General features: G+C 46.2%; 17 protein-coding genes. 8 read left to right on the top strand and 9 right to left on the bottom strand.

The window, feature by feature from the left end; all coding sequences use genetic code 11:
- Positions 1 to 351 precede the first annotated feature (351 nt).
- Entirely contained in the window at positions 352 to 1,608 is a 1,257-nt protein-coding gene (locus ACHFJ9_RS04085) for a type 2 secretion system lipase (RefSeq protein ID WP_005395362.1), read from the bottom strand.
- Positions 1,609 to 2,074: 466 nt separating this feature from the next.
- Between ACHFJ9_RS04085 and ACHFJ9_RS04080 the strand changes: the two genes are divergently transcribed.
- Together ACHFJ9_RS04080 and ACHFJ9_RS04075 are read left to right on the top strand one after the other, a co-directional pair.
- The gene (locus ACHFJ9_RS04080) at positions 2,075 to 4,108 is read left to right on the top strand and encodes a S8 family serine peptidase (RefSeq protein ID WP_006741281.1); all 2,034 of its coding nucleotides are present in this window, start codon (positions 2,075 to 2,077) and stop codon (positions 4,106 to 4,108) included.
- 9 nt (positions 4,109 to 4,117) lie between these two features.
- On the top strand, positions 4,118 to 4,465 hold the full coding sequence (locus ACHFJ9_RS04075) for a hypothetical protein (RefSeq protein WP_005395359.1): 348 nt from the start codon (positions 4,118 to 4,120) through the stop codon (positions 4,463 to 4,465).
- Between the two features lie 122 nt (positions 4,466 to 4,587).
- On the opposite strand, the gene ACHFJ9_RS04070 is transcribed toward ACHFJ9_RS04075, so the two are convergent.
- From ACHFJ9_RS04070 to ACHFJ9_RS04060, 3 genes are all read right to left on the bottom strand, one after another.
- Complete coding sequence (locus tag ACHFJ9_RS04070; protein ID WP_395353892.1) at positions 4,588 to 5,844, bottom strand: PTS ascorbate transporter subunit IIC; 1,257 nt, start codon at positions 5,842 to 5,844, stop codon at positions 4,588 to 4,590.
- Positions 5,845 to 5,853: 9 nt separating this feature from the next.
- Complete coding sequence (locus tag ACHFJ9_RS04065; protein ID WP_020834885.1) at positions 5,854 to 6,141, bottom strand: PTS sugar transporter subunit IIB; 288 nt, start codon at positions 6,139 to 6,141, stop codon at positions 5,854 to 5,856.
- Positions 6,142 to 6,208: 67 nt separating this feature from the next.
- The gene (locus tag ACHFJ9_RS04060) at positions 6,209 to 6,652 is read right to left on the bottom strand and encodes a PTS sugar transporter subunit IIA (protein ID WP_395353889.1); all 444 of its coding nucleotides are present in this window, start codon (positions 6,650 to 6,652) and stop codon (positions 6,209 to 6,211) included.
- A 249-nt stretch (positions 6,653 to 6,901) separates the two neighbouring features.
- Between ACHFJ9_RS04060 and ACHFJ9_RS04055 the strand changes: the two genes are divergently transcribed.
- On the top strand, positions 6,902 to 7,930 hold the full coding sequence (locus ACHFJ9_RS04055) for a LacI family DNA-binding transcriptional regulator (protein ID WP_395353887.1): 1,029 nt from the start codon (positions 6,902 to 6,904) through the stop codon (positions 7,928 to 7,930).
- A gap of 76 nt (positions 7,931 to 8,006) precedes the next feature.
- Here ACHFJ9_RS04055 and phnX read toward each other — a convergent pair whose 3' ends face one another.
- From phnX to phnW, 3 genes are all read right to left on the bottom strand, one after another.
- Entirely contained in the window at positions 8,007 to 8,822 is an 816-nt protein-coding gene (gene phnX / locus ACHFJ9_RS04050; protein ID WP_047007994.1) for a phosphonoacetaldehyde hydrolase, read from the bottom strand.
- A 90-nt stretch (positions 8,823 to 8,912) separates the two neighbouring features.
- Positions 8,913 to 10,292, bottom strand: a complete 1,380-nt coding sequence (locus ACHFJ9_RS04045; protein WP_395353885.1) for an aspartate aminotransferase family protein — start codon at positions 10,290 to 10,292, stop codon at positions 8,913 to 8,915.
- A 26-nt stretch (positions 10,293 to 10,318) separates the two neighbouring features.
- The gene (gene phnW / locus ACHFJ9_RS04040) at positions 10,319 to 11,422 is read right to left on the bottom strand and encodes a 2-aminoethylphosphonate--pyruvate transaminase (protein WP_054824292.1); all 1,104 of its coding nucleotides are present in this window, start codon (positions 11,420 to 11,422) and stop codon (positions 10,319 to 10,321) included.
- Positions 11,423 to 11,688: 266 nt separating this feature from the next.
- On the opposite strand from phnW, the gene ACHFJ9_RS04035 reads away from it, so the two are divergent.
- From ACHFJ9_RS04035 to ACHFJ9_RS04015, 5 genes are all read left to right on the top strand, one after another.
- Complete coding sequence (locus tag ACHFJ9_RS04035; protein WP_395353882.1) at positions 11,689 to 12,699, top strand: putative 2-aminoethylphosphonate ABC transporter substrate-binding protein; 1,011 nt, start codon at positions 11,689 to 11,691, stop codon at positions 12,697 to 12,699.
- A gap of 325 nt (positions 12,700 to 13,024) precedes the next feature.
- Complete coding sequence (locus tag ACHFJ9_RS04030; RefSeq protein ID WP_005432488.1) at positions 13,025 to 14,131, top strand: putative 2-aminoethylphosphonate ABC transporter ATP-binding protein; 1,107 nt, start codon at positions 13,025 to 13,027, stop codon at positions 14,129 to 14,131.
- Between the two features lie 8 nt (positions 14,132 to 14,139).
- Positions 14,140 to 15,864 (top strand): putative 2-aminoethylphosphonate ABC transporter permease subunit, encoded by a 1,725-nt coding sequence (locus ACHFJ9_RS04025; RefSeq protein ID WP_395353880.1) that lies wholly within the window; start codon positions 14,140 to 14,142, stop codon positions 15,862 to 15,864.
- Positions 15,865 to 15,873: 9 nt separating this feature from the next.
- Complete coding sequence (gene phnR, locus ACHFJ9_RS04020; RefSeq protein ID WP_301645571.1) at positions 15,874 to 16,575, top strand: phosphonate utilization transcriptional regulator PhnR; 702 nt, start codon at positions 15,874 to 15,876, stop codon at positions 16,573 to 16,575.
- A 131-nt stretch (positions 16,576 to 16,706) separates the two neighbouring features.
- Positions 16,707 to 17,615 (top strand): EamA family transporter, encoded by a 909-nt coding sequence (locus ACHFJ9_RS04015; protein ID WP_395353877.1) that lies wholly within the window; start codon positions 16,707 to 16,709, stop codon positions 17,613 to 17,615.
- A gap of 47 nt (positions 17,616 to 17,662) precedes the next feature.
- On the opposite strand, the gene ACHFJ9_RS04010 is transcribed toward ACHFJ9_RS04015, so the two are convergent.
- Both ACHFJ9_RS04010 and ACHFJ9_RS04005 read right to left on the bottom strand, forming a co-directional pair.
- Positions 17,663 to 18,214, bottom strand: a complete 552-nt coding sequence (locus ACHFJ9_RS04010; RefSeq protein ID WP_395353875.1) for an outer membrane beta-barrel protein — start codon at positions 18,212 to 18,214, stop codon at positions 17,663 to 17,665.
- Positions 18,215 to 18,265: 51 nt separating this feature from the next.
- Entirely contained in the window at positions 18,266 to 19,174 is a 909-nt protein-coding gene (locus ACHFJ9_RS04005; RefSeq protein WP_395353873.1) for a VirK/YbjX family protein, read from the bottom strand.
- Between the last annotated feature and the right edge of the window lie 75 nt (positions 19,175 to 19,249).

Genomic DNA, 19,249 nt, shown 5'->3' with positions numbered 1-19,249 from the left:
TTTTAAACCCACATGACACACTCCTCTCGGTCTTACCTGTGTTATGTGGGTATTTTTTATTTAACTTGTCACTTAACTCTTCTTTAAATTCAATAATCAAAAATGACCATGATGAAATTTAAATGGATTGCATGTTGAATAAGTTTAGATTTTACTGGTTTGCTGATATTTAAAAGTTTTGTTTATAATACTTATAACTTGAAATTTTGTATTTTAATTATTGTTCATCTATATTTAAATATAAAAGTAGACTCATGTATATGAAAACAAAATGGCCACGATATTTCGTGGCCATTTTAAATCATCAACGTATTTATGATGATTAAGAGTTTAACCTATAAGAAAGTCTTATTAAAAGCGAAACTCTTCTAAGTTATTGCTGCTTTCCAACATTTTTTCAGCAACATAACGATGCGTGGCTGTGGTTGGGTGAGTCACATCCCAGAACACAAACTTATCTGCGCCAGATGCCGCACACTCAGAGCGTAATGAATGGGTGTACATGTAATCCACAGAAGATGAGCGGTTGATGTCCAGACAAGGATCACTTGCATTCACGAACCCGTGTTCTTCTGGTGCCGAGGTTAACGTCTCAAACAGCGCGTGCGTATCAAACAATGAAATGTTGTAACCTTGAGCTTTATAGTACATCGCTTGTGCTTTGATGAACTCGTTCATTTTCAATACTTTCGCGCGAATCGTTTCAATTTCTTCCTGCGTTGAGTATTTGAACTGTGGTGCTTTGGTTGCGTCTGGCAGTGTCATCAACATGAAGTTCTTCGCGCCCGCGTCTGTTAGACGAATCAGAGCTTCAGCGTAATCCGCTTTTACTTCCGGCACGCTACGGTTGTAGTTCATGAAATCATTTAAACCAAACTCCAACGTAAACAATGTGTTTGCTGGGTTGTAGTTTTTCGCCAGTTTTGTGTAGGTCAAGTAAGAAGAAACTTGTTCGCCGACACCTGTTAGCGCAATGTATTGGTTCTCACCTGCTGCGCCGCCAACTGCCCAGTTATAAAGCGGTAAGTTTTTGGCTTTAGCAACGTATTCCGTCCAAACAAAACCGTTCGAGAAGTGACCTAAGAACCAGCTGTTTGGGTTAGGGAAGCGCCATTGGGAAGCGTTAAAGATGTTGCCTGTATCAGATAAGCTGTCGCCCAAAGCCACTACTTTGTTGATTTGATCTGGTTGCATTGCAGCATCATTGCTCCAGATCGTGTGGTTATAAGAATAGCGATTGTCAGCAGCAAAAAACGTAATGTCTGCGTTCTCGTTCGCCAGATCTAGTGTTTCTTCACAGCGCTGGCGAATCACGTTTTGTGAAGTGTTGGTGTAGAACATGTTTTTAAATGAAACAGAGCTCCACCAATAACCGTCGATAGTAAAGTCACTACCATCTTGGTTTTTTGCCCATTTCCAGTCGGTAGCCGCATCATCCTTAGAGTGGCTCGTACGATACCAGCAGCGAACGTAAGTATAGGTTTGATTTTCTTGCGTGCTGACCACTTCAGACGCAGAAACCATTTCTGGTGATAATGTTGGCTCCTCTGCAACGGCAGAGGCAAGCGGAAGTAATGCAGTTAATAGTGTGATTGTTTTTTTCATCATTCACTCTTCTTGTAATGGTTATGGTTCCGAATACGTGAATACGCTCGGCTATAACAGTATTTAGATGAGAATTTTTCTCACTAAACCTTCTAATTCTGAGTAAATACTCAAGACAGTCAACAACTAAATATTCAATATTTCAGTTTTGGCACCACGGTCAAAAAATCCATTCAGCATAGCAATCGATTAAATATGTATTATTTAGAATAATTACTCACTAACATTAATTTAACATGCACTTTTTGTTAATTAAGTGATTGCTTTATAAGGTTTTGTTTATGTTTTTTAATGTTAACTAAAAATGTTTATTGAATGATCTTTTGTACAAAGTTGTATATTCATGAAACAAATTGTTTGGCATTTTTGGCCTATAAACTATAGCTGAAGCTCTCATGCAAACATCATGGTGATGACTTTTCATGAGAATATAGTGAATAAAAATTAGCTCAAATAAGGAATAGGGCAAATGCACTACACAACAAGTAAAAAACAAGGCTTATTTTCGTTGTCTGCCGTAGCGATAGCACTGACCACTTCTATGTCAGCGTTTGCGGCTCCACCAATGGGATTTGATGAATCTAAGTTACCGACGAAGTACATCGTCAAATTCAAAGAAGATGCAGTCAGCCGATCTTCAATGGGTGGTAACTCTTTTTGGGGACCACGAATCGCGCAGGAGTCTGTTTTAGAACAGGTGAAGGCACGTAAGGTGGAAAAACTGGGTAATCGCGCCATTTACAGCGTTGAGTTGGATGGTGATGACTTAGAACCACTTCGTAATCGCAGTGATGTGGAATATGTCGAAGTCGATCCGCCTCGCTATTTGCTCAGCGAAACTACCCCGTGGGGTTATGAAGCGGTTAATGCTCAACAGTTAGACGACTTCAATGCTGGTAATCGCACTGTATGTATTATCGATTCAGGGTACGACATCTCGCACAACGACCTAAGCGGCAACCGTGTTGCAGGTACTAACGATAGTGGTACAGGATCATGGAGCGATCCGGGTAACAATAACGCCCACGGTACTCACGTTGCAGGTACTATCGCAGCGATTGCCAACACCGAAGGTGTGAAGGGTGTGATGCCAAACCAGAATGTGAATTTGCACATCGTGAAAGTATTTAACGAATCAGGTTGGGGTTACTCATCTGGACTTGTTAAAGCGATCCAAACGTGTGCAGATAATGGTGCCAACGTTGTGAACATGAGTCTTGGTGGTAGTCAATCAAGCCGAACTGAGCAAAATGCACTGCAAAACATTTACGATCAAGGCGTTCTGCTAATCGCCGCAGCTGGTAATGACGGTAACACCGCACACAGCTACCCAGCTTCTTACGATTCAGTTATGTCTGTTGCTGCTGTCGATAACCAAAATGATCATGCGGCGTTCTCGCAATCTACTGATCAAGTTGAGATCTCTGGCCCAGGTGTGGCGATCTTATCAACGGTTACGGTAGGCGAAGGTAAACTTTCTGATATTACCTTGAATGGCGTAAGCCAATTTGATCGCGGTATTGTCCCTCACAATCGTTTGATCAATAACGGTTCTTCGTATGTGCCAGATCCAATCGCTGGTTCAGTAACAGCAATGCTAGATAGCTGTGATGTATCTGGCGGTAACTTTAACTGTGGTGATATGTCGGGCAAAATTTGTTTGACTGAGCGTATTGGCAACCAGTCTTCAGGTAACTACCCAGAAGTGGATGCAGTTCAGGCTTGTTACAATGCGGGTGCGCGAGCGGCAATCGTATACAGCAACTCTGAACTACCTGGTTTACAAAACCCATTCTTGGTAGACACAAACAACGCTTATCGTATGGTTTCGGTAACGGTTGATCGTGCATTTGGTCAAGAGCTGTTGGGGTATGTTGGTCAAGAAATTACGGTTTCAACCACCTCTGGTGAAGATTACGAGTACTACAATGGTACATCAATGGCAACACCTCATGTAACTGGCGTAGCAGGCTTGGTGTGGAGTTACCACCCAACGTGTACAGCAGCGCAAGTACGTAATGCCCTAGTTCAAACGGCAACAGACATTGATGTCGCTGGACGAGACAACCGCACAGGTCACGGCCTAGTGAATGCGGAAGCAGCGAAACTGTTCTTGGATGCGGGCTGTAACGGTCCTGACGGTGGCGGTAGCTCTTCGGACTCTAGCTTCTCAAACACCAGCCCTGTTGCGATTCCTGACAACAAATCTTCTGGCGCAATCAGCGCAGTAGATGTCGATCGCTCTGGTGATTCAGGTACAGTAAGTATTGACGTTGATATTAGCCACACTTACATCGGTGACCTACGAGTGACGCTAACTTCACCTACTGGTGGAGAAGTCGTGCTTCACGATAATACTGGCGGCAGCGCTAACGATATCAAAGCCACTTTCCAAGCGGATTTCTCTGGTTTTGAATCACAAGGTTCTTGGGAACTAAAAGCGGTAGACAGTGCCAGAAGAGACACAGGCACAATCAACAGTTGGACTCTGACTTTTCAATAAGGAGTGGCTATGAAGAAGTTGACCTTACTTTCTTTGTCTGCGGTGAGTGCTACCGCACTATTGGCAATCGGACTAAGCTCGGCCAGCTTGGCGAACAATCAAGGATTTCCGCTCGTGGATGAACGTTCTGAACAAGCTGAGCAACAACCTACGCGTTACTTTGTTAAGTATCACAAAGGGAAAGAGAGCGAAGTGAGAGCGCTTCTTCGTCAACATAACCTTAAAGTGGTTGATGCGTTGGTGAAGCAACAGGTACTGGTGGTGAGCGGCGAACAAGCTGACGTCGATAAGCTATCTGGTAACGAATCCGTTGAATACACCGAGCAAGAACCAACGAGAAAGTTGTTGTCTCAATAAGATAGCCTCAATATGAAAAACGCCCCTCACGTGAGGGGCGTTTTGTTTGAGTGCTTTTCCTGCTAGAGCCTTTGAGAGATGAATGCCGACGAGCCTAATTCTGCATTCATAAGAATAAAAGCTTAGCGCACAATCAGGCCAAGTAGGATACCTACAATGCCGAAGTCAGCATCACTGAATGTTGTGTTTGCAAAGCCAAGATCACCCAGTACTGGCATTAGGAAGACAGGTAGGAAAGTAATCAGTAGACCTTGTGCAAAAGCACCCAAGATTGCGCCGCGACGACCACCTGTTGCGTTACCAAATACACCCGCAGCCGCACCCACAAAGAAGTGTGGAACTACACCAGGGATAATCACAGTAAGACCCATCACGTAAAGTAGGAACATGCCCACTAGACCGGCTGCAAAGCTCGATAGGAAGCCCACCAATACCGCGTTTGGCGCGTATGGAAATACAACCGGACAATCCAATGCTGGTTTTGCGTTTGGAACCAGTTTGTCTGAGATGCCTTTAAATGCAGGAACGATTTCTGCGATAACCATACGTACACCTTGAAGGATAACGTATACACCACCTGCAAATGTGATGGATTGCATTAGCGCAAACATAGACCAATGTTTACCGCCACTGACTTCACGGACAAAATCACCGCCAGCGAATAAACACGTCACTACAAAGATGATGCCCATGGTGAACGAGATCGCCACTGGTGTATCACGTAGGAACAGCAAGCTTTTAGGGACATTCATCTCTTCAGTAGAATGTTCTTTGTTACCGAACTTGCTGCCAATAAAGCCAGCTAGCACGTAAGAAAGGGTAGAGAAGTGACCAATCGCAACGTCGTCAGAACCTGTAACTTGCTTCATGTACTTGTGAGCGATCGCAGGGAAGAACACCATTACAGAACCCACAACCACAGAGCCAAGCGCGATCAGTGGAACACCTTTCATGCCGCTAGATGCCAGAATCGCTGCTACCATCATCGACATAAATAGCGTGTGGTGACCGGTTAGGAAGAAGAATTTCCATGGCGTGAAGCGAGCGATCAAGATGTTCACTAACATACCGAAGAACATGATCATCGCCATCTCTTTACCAAACGCTTCTTGCGCGATAGAGACGATCGCTTCGTTGTTTGGAACCACGCCTGTAATGCCAAATGCGTGTTGGAAAATCGTCGCGAAGTCGCCTAGCGAGCTCACAACTAAGCCTGCACCTGCGCCAAGCACGATGAAACCAAGAATGGTTTTTACCGTGCCTTTAATGCACTCGGTGACCGGTTTTTTCTGGGCAATTAAGCCGATTAGGGCGATGAGACCGACCAGAACCGCTGGCTCTGATAGGACATCGTTCATTAAGAAACTGAAGAATTCCATAACGCCACCTTATAGAGCGCCAAGCTCTTGAAGTGCCAAAGATAAACGCTCTTTCATTGCGACTTTGTCGACCATGTTATCAAGCGCTACGATACGTTGCTCAACGCCAAGAGCTTCCAACTGTTCTGCAATGTCTTTTGTGCCGATGAAAATGTCGCAACTTGTGCCTTTTGCTGAGCCAAGATCGATGTGATCCACTGCGGCATCGACGTTCAATTCTTTTACGATGCTTTTGATGCTCATTTCCATCATTAGGCTAGTACCAAGACCGTGACCGCAAACAACCATAATTTTCATAATTCAGACCTTTTCTTTTTTATAGGGGGTATACCCATTTGTGAATGGGGTATGTCAGGAGTAAAACTCAGTATTTGTCGATGATCGCAAGAACATCTTCTTTGCTTTGAGTGCTGCAGATGGCCTCTACATGCTCTTCATTCATAAACAATTCCGCCAGTTTCGAAATCGCATCAACGTGGCTATTACTGTCCGTTGCCGCTAGCGTGACCAGCATTTTTACTGGGTCATTTTCTTCAGAGTTAAAATTGACGCCGTTTTGGATCACCGTGATCGCCAGTGACAAGCGGTTAACGCCATCTTCAGGGCGAGCGTGTGGCATCGCCATGCCCGGACCTACCACGTAGTAAGGGCCAAGCTCTTCGTGCGAGCGGTAAATTGCTTCAACGTAACTTGGTTCTATCGCGCCATTTTCAATCAAAGCTTCACAAGATTTGCTGATCGCATCTTTCCAGTCGGTTGCGTCAGAATGGATGCGAATGACATCAGAGGTAATCAGTTCACGTAGCATTGGAATGTTTCCGATTTGTTGTTTTGTTGCTGCGTACTTTATCGATCAATTTGCCAGAAAAACCCGAGAGTGATCACAAATGATAGCGCTATCTGATAGCGCTACCATTGATTGTGATAGCGCTATCATTTTTATCAGGCATCGAAGTTTCATGTGCTGGTGTTCGAGTTCTAATGCGCTAATATCAAAACCATTAAAGCGCTGTGATAAGATGTCGCAGCTGAAATTAGAGAACATTAAATAAAAACAATGAGCGAACCTCGCAAACGAAGAAGTACCGGCAATGTCACTTTGGCTGATGTCGCCAAACAAGCAGGCGTAGGCACGATGACGGTGTCGCGAGCATTACGAACGCCAGAGCTGGTATCCGATAAGCTGAGAGAAAAAATTCAACAAGTGGTTGATGAGCTCGGCTATATCCCGAACAAAGCCGCAGGGGCACTCGCATCTGCAGAAAGTTATTCCATCGCTCTTATCATTCCGTCACTGTTTGAAAAAGCATGCGCGCATTTCTTACCAAGCTTCCAACAGGCGTTAAACAAAGCGGGTTATCAATTATTACTGGGTTACAGCGACTACTCGATTGAGCAAGAAGAAAAGTTGCTTTCGACCTTTTTAGAGAGCCGTCCTGCGGGCGTTGTACTGTTTGGAAGTGAGCATAGTCAGCGAACGCATCAACTGTTAGAGGCGTCAAATACGCCAGTGTTAGAGATTGCCGAACTGAGCTCAAAGGCCAGTTATCTCAACCTTGGCGTGGATCACTTCGAAGTGGGTAAGGCCTGTACCAGACACCTGATTGAACAAGGTTTTAAGAACGTTGGTTTTATTGGGGCGCGCGGGAATCACTCAACGTTGCAACGCCAGTTACACGGTTGGCAAAGTGCGATGATTGAAAACTATCTCACCCCAGATCATTTTCTAACGACTCATGAAGCGCCATCTTCACAATTGGGTGCGGAAGGATTGGCGAAGTTATTGCTGCGCGATTCAAGCTTGAATGCTTTGGTGTGTAGCCATGAGGAGATAGCAATTGGTGCGCTCTTTGAGTGCCATCGCCGCGTGCTCAAAGTCCCGACCGACATTGCCATTATTTGCCTTGAAGGTTCTTCTATGGGGGAGCATGCTTACCCAAGTTTGACATCGGCAGAATTTGATTACGAGCGCATGGGCACCAAGGCGGCAGAAAAACTGTTGCATGCCATCAAAGGTGAGCCAGAAGAACGGCCAACCAGTATGGGCTTTAAGCTAAAGCGTCGAGCAAGTACTGCGATTAACTGACACTTCCTCTTTCCATAAATGTAAAAAGCCTCTCAATATGGAGAGGCTTTTTACATTCTGAATTCGCGAGCGAAAACTACGGACGTTCGCCCGCGGCTAGGCGTTGTTCGATATCTACGATCACCTCTGGCAGATCGGAGATGGTGTCGATTAAGTAGTGAGGTGCACTCTTGATAAACTTCGCGCGTGCTTTTTCACGAGCTTTCTCTAAGGTTGCTTCGTCTGCAGCTTGGTATTCTTCAAATGTCAGACCCGCTTCGTTACCAGAAAGCAGCAGACCTACCGTCCACATGCCCGCATTGTGACCTTCAAAGATGCCTGGTGCTGAGTCGTCCACTTTGACGCATGCTTTAACGTCGGTTACACCAAGCTCAATCACGTTTTTCAGTGCCATAAACGGCGCAGGGCGACCACCTTGTGGCAGATCGTCTGTCGCGACAACGTAATCTGGTTGGTAGCCGTAATCCGCCGCAACCGGAATCAGTACATCCATTACTTCGCGAGGGTAACCCGAACAAGAACCGATCTTGATGCCTTTGTCTTTCAGACCGTTTACCACTTCAACTGCGTTGAGGATTGGTTCTGCGTGGTCAGCCACTTTTGCTTTTTGCAGAGGCATAAATGCCGCATAGATAGCGTCGATGTCTTCGCTGGTCATTGAGCGCCCAAACTTCTCGTTCCAACGCTTATCAACCGCAGGAATGCGACCCACAGCTTGGATGTGGTCCCACTTACCAAGCCCCATTGGTTCACGCGCCTCTTCAAGGTCGATATCGAAATCAAAGCCTTGCTTGAACGCTTCCACAAAGATGCTGGTTGGCGCGAAAGAGCCGAAATCGACGATAGTGCCAGCCCAGTCAAAGATCACTGCTTGAATTGGTGAGTTGCTCATGTTCAATCCTTTTTCTTGCTTGCCAGAGCGCTTGCCTACACGTTGGAACCGCGCTCAGGATAAATTGGTTTTTGTTCAGGTCTATTGACCCTAAATGTAGTTAAAGTCTTTACACACTTTGGCGATCGCTTCTTCGAAGATCGCCAACGCTTCTGTCAGTTGTTCGCGAGTGATGATCAGCGGTGGGGTGAGTTGAATCACATTGCCTTGCGATACCTTGAAGCTCACGCCGTTGTTGAGGCATTGGTACAACACAGCTTCCGCTTCGTCATACGCGCGTGCTTTGCTTTCGTAGTCAGTGACCAACTCAATGCCCCATAACATGCCGATGCCACGCACATCACCAATCACTGGGTATTTGGCTTTCATCTCTAGCAGCTTTTCACGCATGAACTGGCTGTCGGCTTTGGCTTTATCTAGCAAGCCGTCTTGCTCAATGGCTTCCATGGTTGCCAGTGTTGCAGCACAACCGATAGGGCTTTTCTCATGAGTGTAGTGACCCATGGAGATTCGCTCGGCGGTGTTGTATTTGTCTTTGGTTACCATGGCTGCGATAGGCACTAAGCCACCACCCAAGCCTTTACCGATGCAGAGCATATCTGGCTCGATGTCGTAGGCTTGGTAGGTAAACCATTCACCGCTGCGACCCATGCCGTTAGGGATGTCGTCGATGATCAGCATGACATTGTGTTTGTCACAGATTTCACGGATGCGTTTCCAATAGGCTTTACTTGGCACTTGAACATCCGTGTTGCGAACCGCCTCTGCGATAAACGCGCCCACGCCACCTTCTTTCTCAATCACGTACTCAAGGTAGTCGGCATAATGCACATCGCTACCGTCTGCGACAGGGAAAGCACCTCGGTAAGACACTGCTGGTGGTATGCGTTCAACACCTGCCATTAATGGTCCCATGCCTTGGCGGAAACACGCTTCGCCGCCCACTGAGATGGCATCCAACGATGCGCCGTGGAAGGAATCCCACAGAGACACCACCTTGTAGTTGCCCGTGATATGGCGCGCTAGTTTAAGTGCCATGCCCACTGCAGATGTGCCACCCGGCGCAAACAGCACGCGATTCAATTCGCCGCCACATATTTGGGTGAGTTTTTCGGCACATTCAACTGCGGTTTCATTGGTAAAACGACGTGGTGAAAACGGCAGTTTGGCTATTTGCTCTTGCACACGTTTAATCACATGCGGATGACCGTAGCCCAGCTGATGGACGTTATTGCCATGGAAGTCCATGTACTTTTTGCCGGTGGCATCTTGGATGTAGATGCCTTCTGCTGCTTCCAAGGTATCTAAGCAAGGCGTCGACATGGCTTGATGAAGAAAGACTTCCGAGTCACGCTTCAATAATGCTTGCGTGCGTTCGTCGTCCATCGATGCATTCCAAGCTTGGCGCGCTGGTGTCGTGTTGACATCACCTTCGCTGCGGAAATGAGTCGGTTTGATATTCTGAGTCATAACGCTCTCTCAATCAGAAGGCTGCTTTACGCAACTTGCCAGTACATTGCTTTTTCAATTGCACCGATTAAGCGCTCGATATCTGCTGGGTAAACTTCACCAATGTTGCCGATGCGGAAGCAATCTGCGTTCGATACTTTACCCGGATAAATCACGAAGCCTTGCTCTTTCAAACGCGTGTAGAACGCTTTGAATTGGTAATCACTGTGAGTTGGAGAGTAGAAAGAGGTGATGATTGGTGAGTGAAGGTCATCACTCAGTAGCGGTTCGAAACCCAAAGAGCGCATACCTGCAACCAGTGTTTTCTGGTTAGTTTGGTAGCGGTTATGACGAGCCTCAATGCCGCCTTCTTGTTCCAGTTCTAGCAATGCTTGGTAGAAAGCGCGAACTGTGTGCGTTGGAGACGTGAAACGCCATTTGCCGTGGTTCACTTCCATACAGTGCCACTGGTCGTAAAGATCAAGGCTCAAAGAACGCGCCTGACCTTGGCACTTTTCTAGCTCAGTTTGTTTCGCAATCACAAAGCCAAAACCCGGTACGCCTTGAATACATTTGTTTGCAGAGCTGATCATAAAATCGATGCCTAGCTCTGCGATATCGATAGGAATGCCACCAAAGCTCGACATGGCATCGAGAATCACGACTTTACCGTGTGCTTTTGCCGCAGAAGCAAATGCCTCAATTGGATTCAGCATGCCAGTGGTTGTCTCACAGTGAACAATCGCCACGTGTGTGATCGCAGGATCCGATGCCAATGCAGTTTCCACCTCGTTCAAGTGTGGCTGTGATGTTTCGCCTGGGGAAACTACATGGCATGGAATATTTAGGTAATCAGCGATCTGAGCGATACGCGCACCGTAAGCACCGTTGTCGACAACCAACAATTTTCCATCTTTGCCAATGGCACTGCCAATCGTTGCTTCTACTGATGCGGTGCCGCTACCTTGCATTAGTACGCTGGTGTAGCCGTCTTGTTGAGTCGCCAGTTTTACAAGCTTAGTGCGGATCACTTCTACGATGTCTTTGTTGTATTCATCATCCCAAGTACACCAGTCTTTAAGCATGGCTTCACGTACCGTTTCAGAAGTAGATAGAGGACCTGGAGTCAGTAGTAGGTATTCGTTTTTCATCTCGATTTCCATCAGAATAGGCTAATTGGTCTACACCAAATTTCAAGTTCACTCTAGCGAGGAAGAAAAGGGCAGTAAATAGGCGAATCTCCAATTTCATAAAACTTTAATATCCAGAAAACGGTAGATCAATTGAACGATTATTCATCGAAAATTTTCGTAAAACTGCCATTTAATGGTCATGAATTCGTCACAAAGGCTCAGTAGGGTGTATATCGTCAACTGGTACAGACCAAATGAAAACTTAGCCAAATTAACTGGAGAAAATGATGAAAAACCGTTTGATGAAAGGATCGCTGGCTGCACTTGTCTCTCTGCTAGCTACGAATGCAATGGCAGCACGGGAAGTCACGGTTTACACCGCTTTCGAAACTGACATTCTTGCGAAATACAAGTCTGCGTTTGAGAAAGATAACCCAGATATAAAGATTAAGTGGGTTCGCGATTCAACCGGTATCATGACGGCGAAATTGCTGGCAGAAAAGAACAACCCTCAAGCGGAAGTGGTTTGGGGTCTTGCTGGCTCGTCAATGGCACTGCTTAAAGATGAAGGTCTTCTTAAGCCTTACACACCAAAAGGTTTGGAAGAGCTGCACGCGAACCTAAACGACCCTCAATCAAACCAAGCTTGGTTCGGTAACGATGCATTCTTTAACGCAGTTTGTTTCAACGAAGCGGTAGCGAAACAACTTAACCTACCGAAACCAACGTCTTGGGAAGACCTAACAAAGCCGGTTTACAAAGGTCACATTGCAATGCCGAACCCAGCGTCTTCAGGCACCGGCTACATGCAGGTTTCTGCTTGGCTACAAAACATGGGTGAAGATCAGGCATGGAACTACATGCGTGACTTAGATAAGAACATTGCACATTACACGCACTCGGGTTCTAAGCCATGTGTTCAAGCAGGTATGGGCGAAGTGGCTGTCGGTATTTCGATGGCGAGCCGCGGCGCGAAGCTGAAAACACAAGGCGCACCACTAGCGGTTATCACACCAAAAGGCATCGGCTGGGAATCAGAAGCCGTTGGTCTAGTAAAAGAATCGGATGCAGCGAAACGTGTTGTCGACTGGTCAATCTCTAAAGAGGCAAACGAGCTTTACGTAGAAATGTACCCAGTGGTTGCACATAAAGACGTGAAAGCTAAGGTTTCTAACTTCCCGAACGTTCAAGAGAACATGGCGAAGATGGACTTCGCGCAAATGGGCAGCAAGCGTGCAGAGATTCTAGCGGCATGGTCTGAGAAGTTCGACGCGAAATCAGAACCAAAGTCTTAATTGAATTTGCTTTGAGTTGAATACTGAAATCCACCTCGGTTGAGGTGGATTTTTTGTTTTCTCTTTTATTTCAGAGTTTGCTGAAAGTAGATTCCTAGTCTCACCTAGGTTCGCTGGAATGACGGATTTAAGAAAGTTGGGATTTTCTATCCACACTCACCACATCATTCTCGAGAGCGACGAAGGAGTGAGTCGGGAATCTCTAATTGTCACTTAAACAAACCTCATTTCCCTTCATCTATTTGTCATCTTCTGGCTATAAATTTGTCATTGGAACGTAACACTCCAAAATTAAAGTTGGTATATACCATTTGGAGCGTGTGTTATGTCAACTAACCAACATTACCTAAATATCGAAAATGTAGTGAAGCAATTCGGACAGTTCACTGCATTAAAGAAAATCTCGCTAGCGATTGAAAAGGGCGAGTTCGTTTGTTTTCTTGGTCCTTCTGGCTGCGGTAAAACCACTCTATTACGTGCCATTGCAGGTTTAGACTTGCCAACGTCTGGTGCAATCTTTCAAAACGGTCAAGAGACTACATTCCTACCACCAGAGAAGCGCGATTTCGGCATCGTATTCCAATCTTATGCTTTGTTTCCGAACCTAACTGTGCAAGAGAATATTGCAGTGGGTTTGAAGAACCAAGGTATGTCTACCAAAGAAGCGCTAGAGAAGGTGGATTATTGGTTAGAAACCATTGGTCTTCCAACCTCTGGCGAGAAATTTCCTAACCAACTTTCTGGTGGTCAGCAGCAACGTGTTGCTTTGGCTCGTGCATTGGCGTTGTCACCGGGTCTACTGCTACTGGATGAGCCGCTGTCAGCGCTGGATGCAAAAGTACGTGTTCACTTACGTGACGAGATTTGTAAGCTGCAACGCAAGCTTGGCATTACCACCATCATGGTTACGCACGATCAGGACGAAGCGTTGTCGATGGCAGATCGTATCGTGGTAATGAACCATGGTGTGATAGAGCAAGTCGGTACGCCTCAAGAGATCTACCAACAACCAGCAACGCGCTTTGTTGCTGAGTTTGTCGGCAGCATGAACTTTATAGAAACCTCAGTCGCAACGGACTCCCAAGTGCGCATTGCGGAAACCTTGATGCCAGCGCCAAGCTTGACCAATCGTAAGATCCAACGTGGTGACCGCTTCGACCTTGCGGTGCGTCCTGAAAGCATCAAGTTCGTTGAAAACTATACCAACTCTCTCCCAGTGCGAGTTACGGCTACCGAGTTTCTGGGGGCGTTTTTCCGCATTGATTGCGTATTGCAAAACGACAGCTCAACGAAAACCATCGTCGTGGATGTGCCTGTGGAAACGGTTCAAAAACTCAATATCAAGGCGGGCGATGTACGTTACATCCAGTTTGCTGAAGAAGGGCTGCATGGTTACGCCGTGCCCTCGGTTGATAAAGCGCTAGCGGCGTAGGTGTAAACATGGATGCGAAGACAATGACGATGAATAGCCTGACCACACAAGACAAAGCAAAATCCCTACTCGTACGTGTCAGCCGCGACAACCTTGTGTTGTTCGGTTTGCTCGCAGGCTTGTCGACCATGATGGTGCTGTTCATCTTAATGCCGCTTTGGGCAATGTTGACCAAGAGTGTGCAAAATGCCAATGGCGAATTTGTCGGATTGGAAAACTTTGCGACATACTTTTCCTCTTCAAGCTTGTGGGTGTCGGTGGGAAACACTTTCACTTTGGGCGTGATAGTGACCTCGGTAGTGGGCGTGCTTGCGTTTGGTTATGCCTACGCGCTGACTCGTTCATGTATGCCGTTTAAAGGTTTGTTTCAAATCCTAGGTACTGCGCCAATCCTTGCGCCTTCGTTGTTGCCGGCGATCAGTTTGATTTTCCTTTTCGGTAATCAAGGCATTGCCAAAGAGATGTTGTTAGGAAACTCGATTTACGGCGTGATTGGTATCTCGATGGGTTTGATTTTCTGGACCTTCCCTCATGCATTGATGATTTTGACCACTTCACTGCGCACTTCTGATGCCCGTTTGTATGAAGCAGCCCGCGCACTTAAAACTTCACCCATCAAAATCTTCTTTATGGTGACGTTACCTGCGGCGAAATACGGTTTGATCAGTACGCTTATTGTGGTTTTTACATTGGTTATCACGGACTTTGGTGTGCCGAAAGTGATTGGTGGAAGCTACAACGTTCTGGCGACTGACATCTTCAAGCAAGTGGTGGGACAACAAAACTTTGCTATGGGTGCGGTGACCAGCATTATGCTGTTATTCCCTGCGGTAATGGCATTTGGTGCAGACCGCTGGGTACAGAAAAAACAAAAGAGCTTATTTGACACTCGCTCGGTGCCTTATCATGCAGAACCTAACAAAGCGCGCGATAGCATCTGTTTGGTTTACTGCTGCATCATTTCTATCGCGGTGCTGGCGGTGCTTGGCATGGCGGTGTATGGCTCGTTAGTTACGTTCTGGCCTTGGAACAAAGTGCTAACGCTAAACAATTACAACTTTGCCGAAATGAGCACTTACGGTTGGAGCCCATTCTTCAACTCACTAACGCTGGCAGGTTGGACGGCAGTTATTGGTACTGCCATCATCTTTGTCGGTGCTTACTGCATTGAGAAAGGGCGTGCGTTTGGTCCAATTCGTCAGGTGATGCAAATGCTTAGCGTGGTGCCAATGGCGGTTCCTGGTATGGTGCTTGGCTTGGGTTACATCTTTTACTTCAATGATGCGAACAATCCTCTGAACGTGCTTTATGGCACCATGGCATTCTTGGTGATTAACACGGTAGTGCATTACTACACCGTGGGTCACATGACAGCACTGACAGCACTAAAGCAGTTGCCATCGGAGATTGAAGCCACGGCGGCATCGGTAAAGCTTCCTCAATACAAGTTGTTCTTTAAAGTGACATTACCTGTGTGTTTACCTGCGATTTTGGACATTGCGACTTACTTGTTTGTTAATGCATTGACCACCACTTCTGCGGTAGTATTCCTTTACTCAACCGATACGATTCCGGCTTCGGTCTCGATTCTGAATATGGACGATGCAGGTCAAACTGGCGCTGCAGCGGCAATGGCTGTGATGATCATGATGGCTGCCGCAATTGCGAAGATTGTTCAGATGACGTTGGGTAAATTGTTAGAGAATCGCACACAAGCTTGGCGCAAAAGATAAGGACACTTCGTGCAATACGTAAAAATTAAAGATTCGATTGTTGAACAGATTGAAGCGGGCATGCTATCGCCGCGTCAAAAACTGCCAGCAGAGCGTAAGTTGGCGGAATCGTTCGATACTACACGCGTCACTTTGCGTGAAGCTTTATCACTGCTCGAAGCAGAAGGTCGAATCTATCGCGAAGACCGCCGAGGTTGGTTTATCTCACCTGAGCCATTGCGTTACGACCCAACCCAAACGTTGAACTTCCCAAACATGGCAAAAGCGCAAAATCGCGTGCCAAAAACAGAAGTGATAGCCGCAAAAGGCACCTTGGCTAATAAATTGGCCGCTCGTTTGTTGGACCTTCAGCCGTTTTCAGACGTATTTCGTGTCGACCGCGTTCGTTACCTAGAAGAGCGTCCGGTGGTATTCGTAACAAATTACATTCGCCCAGAGCTGTTTCCGAACCTGCTGGACTATGATTTATCAAATTCACTGACAGATATTTACCGCGATCATTATGGCGTGACGTATCAAAAGATTCGCTACCGCATTTCAACCAGCACTTTGTTGGGTGAAATGGCTCAGGCATTGCGCGCGACAGCAGGCACGCCAGCAATGGTGGTTGAACGTATCAACTACAACCAACATGGTGAGTTGATTGACTGTGACATCGAATACTGGCGTCATGATGCCATCAGCATCGAGTCTGTCGCAGAGCTGAATTAATCTCTGTTTGCTGGTCATCTGTCTAGTTGGCGGCGAGCAGTTTATATCTCAAATTCAAAGGCTCCATATTGGGGCCTTTGTTGTACCCAAGCACCATGAGGGTATCTAAATATCATAAACAGGAAAACGGAATGGATCTCTTGGCAATAGCACTCGTTGTATTGTCTACGGTTATGCATGCTGGCTGGAATATTCTTGGTAAAAGCAACGCTGGTTCAGGGCTCGCGTTTACGATGGCGGCAAGTTTATCTGCTTGCCTTCTACTCACGCCCTACCTTATTTGGTATCTCTTTAACATTGGCTGGGCGACGTTGCCCAGCGTGTTTTGGGGAATGCTGTTTATCAGTGGTTTATCTCAAATCGTCTATTTGGTTGGTTTGATCGTGGCCTACAAGCACGCCGATGTGGGAGTGATTTATCCGATTGCGAGAGCACTTCCTGTAATGATGGTGGGCGCACTCACCGTCGCCTTAGGTTATGAGTTGAATGCTCAGCAGTGGTTGGGTTTCCTGCTTATTACTTTAGGTTGTGTCCTAGTTCCAGTGACCAGTTTTCGTCAAATTACTCTTGGGGAGTACCTGAATGTTGGTGTGTTTTGGGCCTTGATTGCGGCGTTTGGCACGACGGGTTACTCCGTTGTGGACAAGCAAGCACTGAATCTGCTAACTCAACAAACATCGACCATTCTTAACGACCACTATAGCGCGATTTTTTATCTAGGCGTGCAGTTTTGGGTTATGGGAGTACCGGTTTTATTGTGGTGTATTGTTTCGGGGAGTCAGCAAGAACTACAAACCGCTTGGATGATTCGCAAAAGTGCGAGCATGGCTGGCATCATGATGGCATCCACCTACGGCTTGGTGCTGTTTGCGATGACTATGACTGATAACGTCAGCCTTGTTGTGGCTTTGCGACAAATCAGCATTGTATTTGGTTTATTAATGGGCGTGTGGTTGTTGGCTGAAAAATGGTATTTCACGCGAGGCGTCGGGGTGCTGTTGATCCTGAGCGGAATCATTATGTCATTGAGCTCTGCTTGAGGTATAAGGCACCGATGTCGATTCGGTGCCTTGGCACAGCTAAATTTTTAAAATCGCAATTGTGCACCAAACATCACACCGCCAGAATCAAAATCGCTATTCTTGGCGTAGTTGTACTCTAAGTTCAAACCAAAGTGTTTATAGGCCCAAGCGACACCAGCGGCGGCTTCGCCTCCAAGGCTGGACTCATCATATTCTTTGCTCTGACCATTATTTTTAAATGTATAACTTAACGTGTAGTAAGTGACACCGCCTTTCCCGTAAAGCTCAAAGCCAGCTCCCAGAGGGTAACTTGCGTAACCGCTGAGTCGAGGTCCGCCATAACTGACATCGGTGATTTCTGTTAAGGGACTGATAAGTACGGAGCCAATGCCGTTAAATGCGCCCTTATAGCCGGCTTCAATACCAAAGTTGTGATCGAACATGTAACGGTAATATACATCACCAAGGAACATGTCACCTTCATCATGGCTATTGTTCACATCGTAACTAACATTACCGTAGCCTAAATTTGCTCCAACAACATGTTGGGTTGGTTGTGCATGAGCCGTTAAGGAAAGTGCGGACAGTAAGCATGCAATGGCGTACTTGTAAGACATAAAAACTCCGAATCATAAAATGAAAAACAAAACGTCATGTGCTGCGTTGGGTTAACGTAGCCTTGCCATGAACTCCGCTTTGGTATTGTCTAACCATTCGTAACGACGTCTATACATCGAGCGTTTAGAACGCGACATGCCTTCGATATCACGACGCGGGGCATTCACATCGAGTGAGTAGAAATGACGGTTGTATTCGGTGCCGCCCAACTCTTGCCAGAGTGCATCGTAATCCGTTTTGATTCGTCCTTTACTGTAGCGTCGTGCAGCATAAGTATGGGATTGTGTTTTTACCGCTAGAATCGTATTCACTTCCCAAATTTGCGCGAGTAAAGTAAGTAAACTCACCATCAAGCTTTTTGGTCTTTGCCCGTAAAGTTTACGAGTTAACTTTTTAATTTTCGCGTTGTTCTCTTCACTGCTGCGTGGCCCTTGCAAGCCGCCAATCATAATGCTGCGTCCAGATTCTATGTGGCCGAGAGTAAATGAGAGCGTATAGAAGTTGCCATCCTCCGCGCTGTGTAGCACTAGGCTCATGTCGCCTTCTTTTTGGTAACGCGCTTCGTACACCAATCGCACAGAGTACAATGTCTCGTCGATTTCAAATGATGTTAATGTTAAGCCAGTTGAATCGGTATAGATCTCTTCAATGGTCTGTTTAGAAAACAGCTCTGAAATGGTTTTGTAGTGATCAACCACTAGGTTTGAACGATCGAACGCTGAGTTATTTTTGATGATGTAGGGACGAAACGGTTTTTCTAAAAATCGGTGCGTACGTGCACAAAGCATCTCTAGCAATGACGATTCAATATTATCTGACAGATGCTTAAACGCTCGTTTGTAGTAAAGTGCGCGCAAGATGAACTTCGTTCTGTAGGTCCAAATTGGCTTATAGACATCAGCATAATCATCTGAGTAAATTGATTTGCTATGGTAAAAAATGGATTTGTTCGCGGTCATTTTCACTCCAGATTAACGTGTGCTCAACAGCCACAATTAAGAACCGACGGACGAGCAGCGAAGAACCCGAAAAAG

Origin of the sequence: Vibrio sp. D3 (assembly GCF_043995865.1) — a bacterium.
Classification (GTDB): Bacteria; Pseudomonadota; Gammaproteobacteria; order Enterobacterales; family Vibrionaceae; genus Vibrio; species Vibrio diabolicus.
The sequence above is the reverse complement of the archived record's forward strand: the minus strand, read 5'-3'. Positions and strand labels throughout refer to the sequence as shown.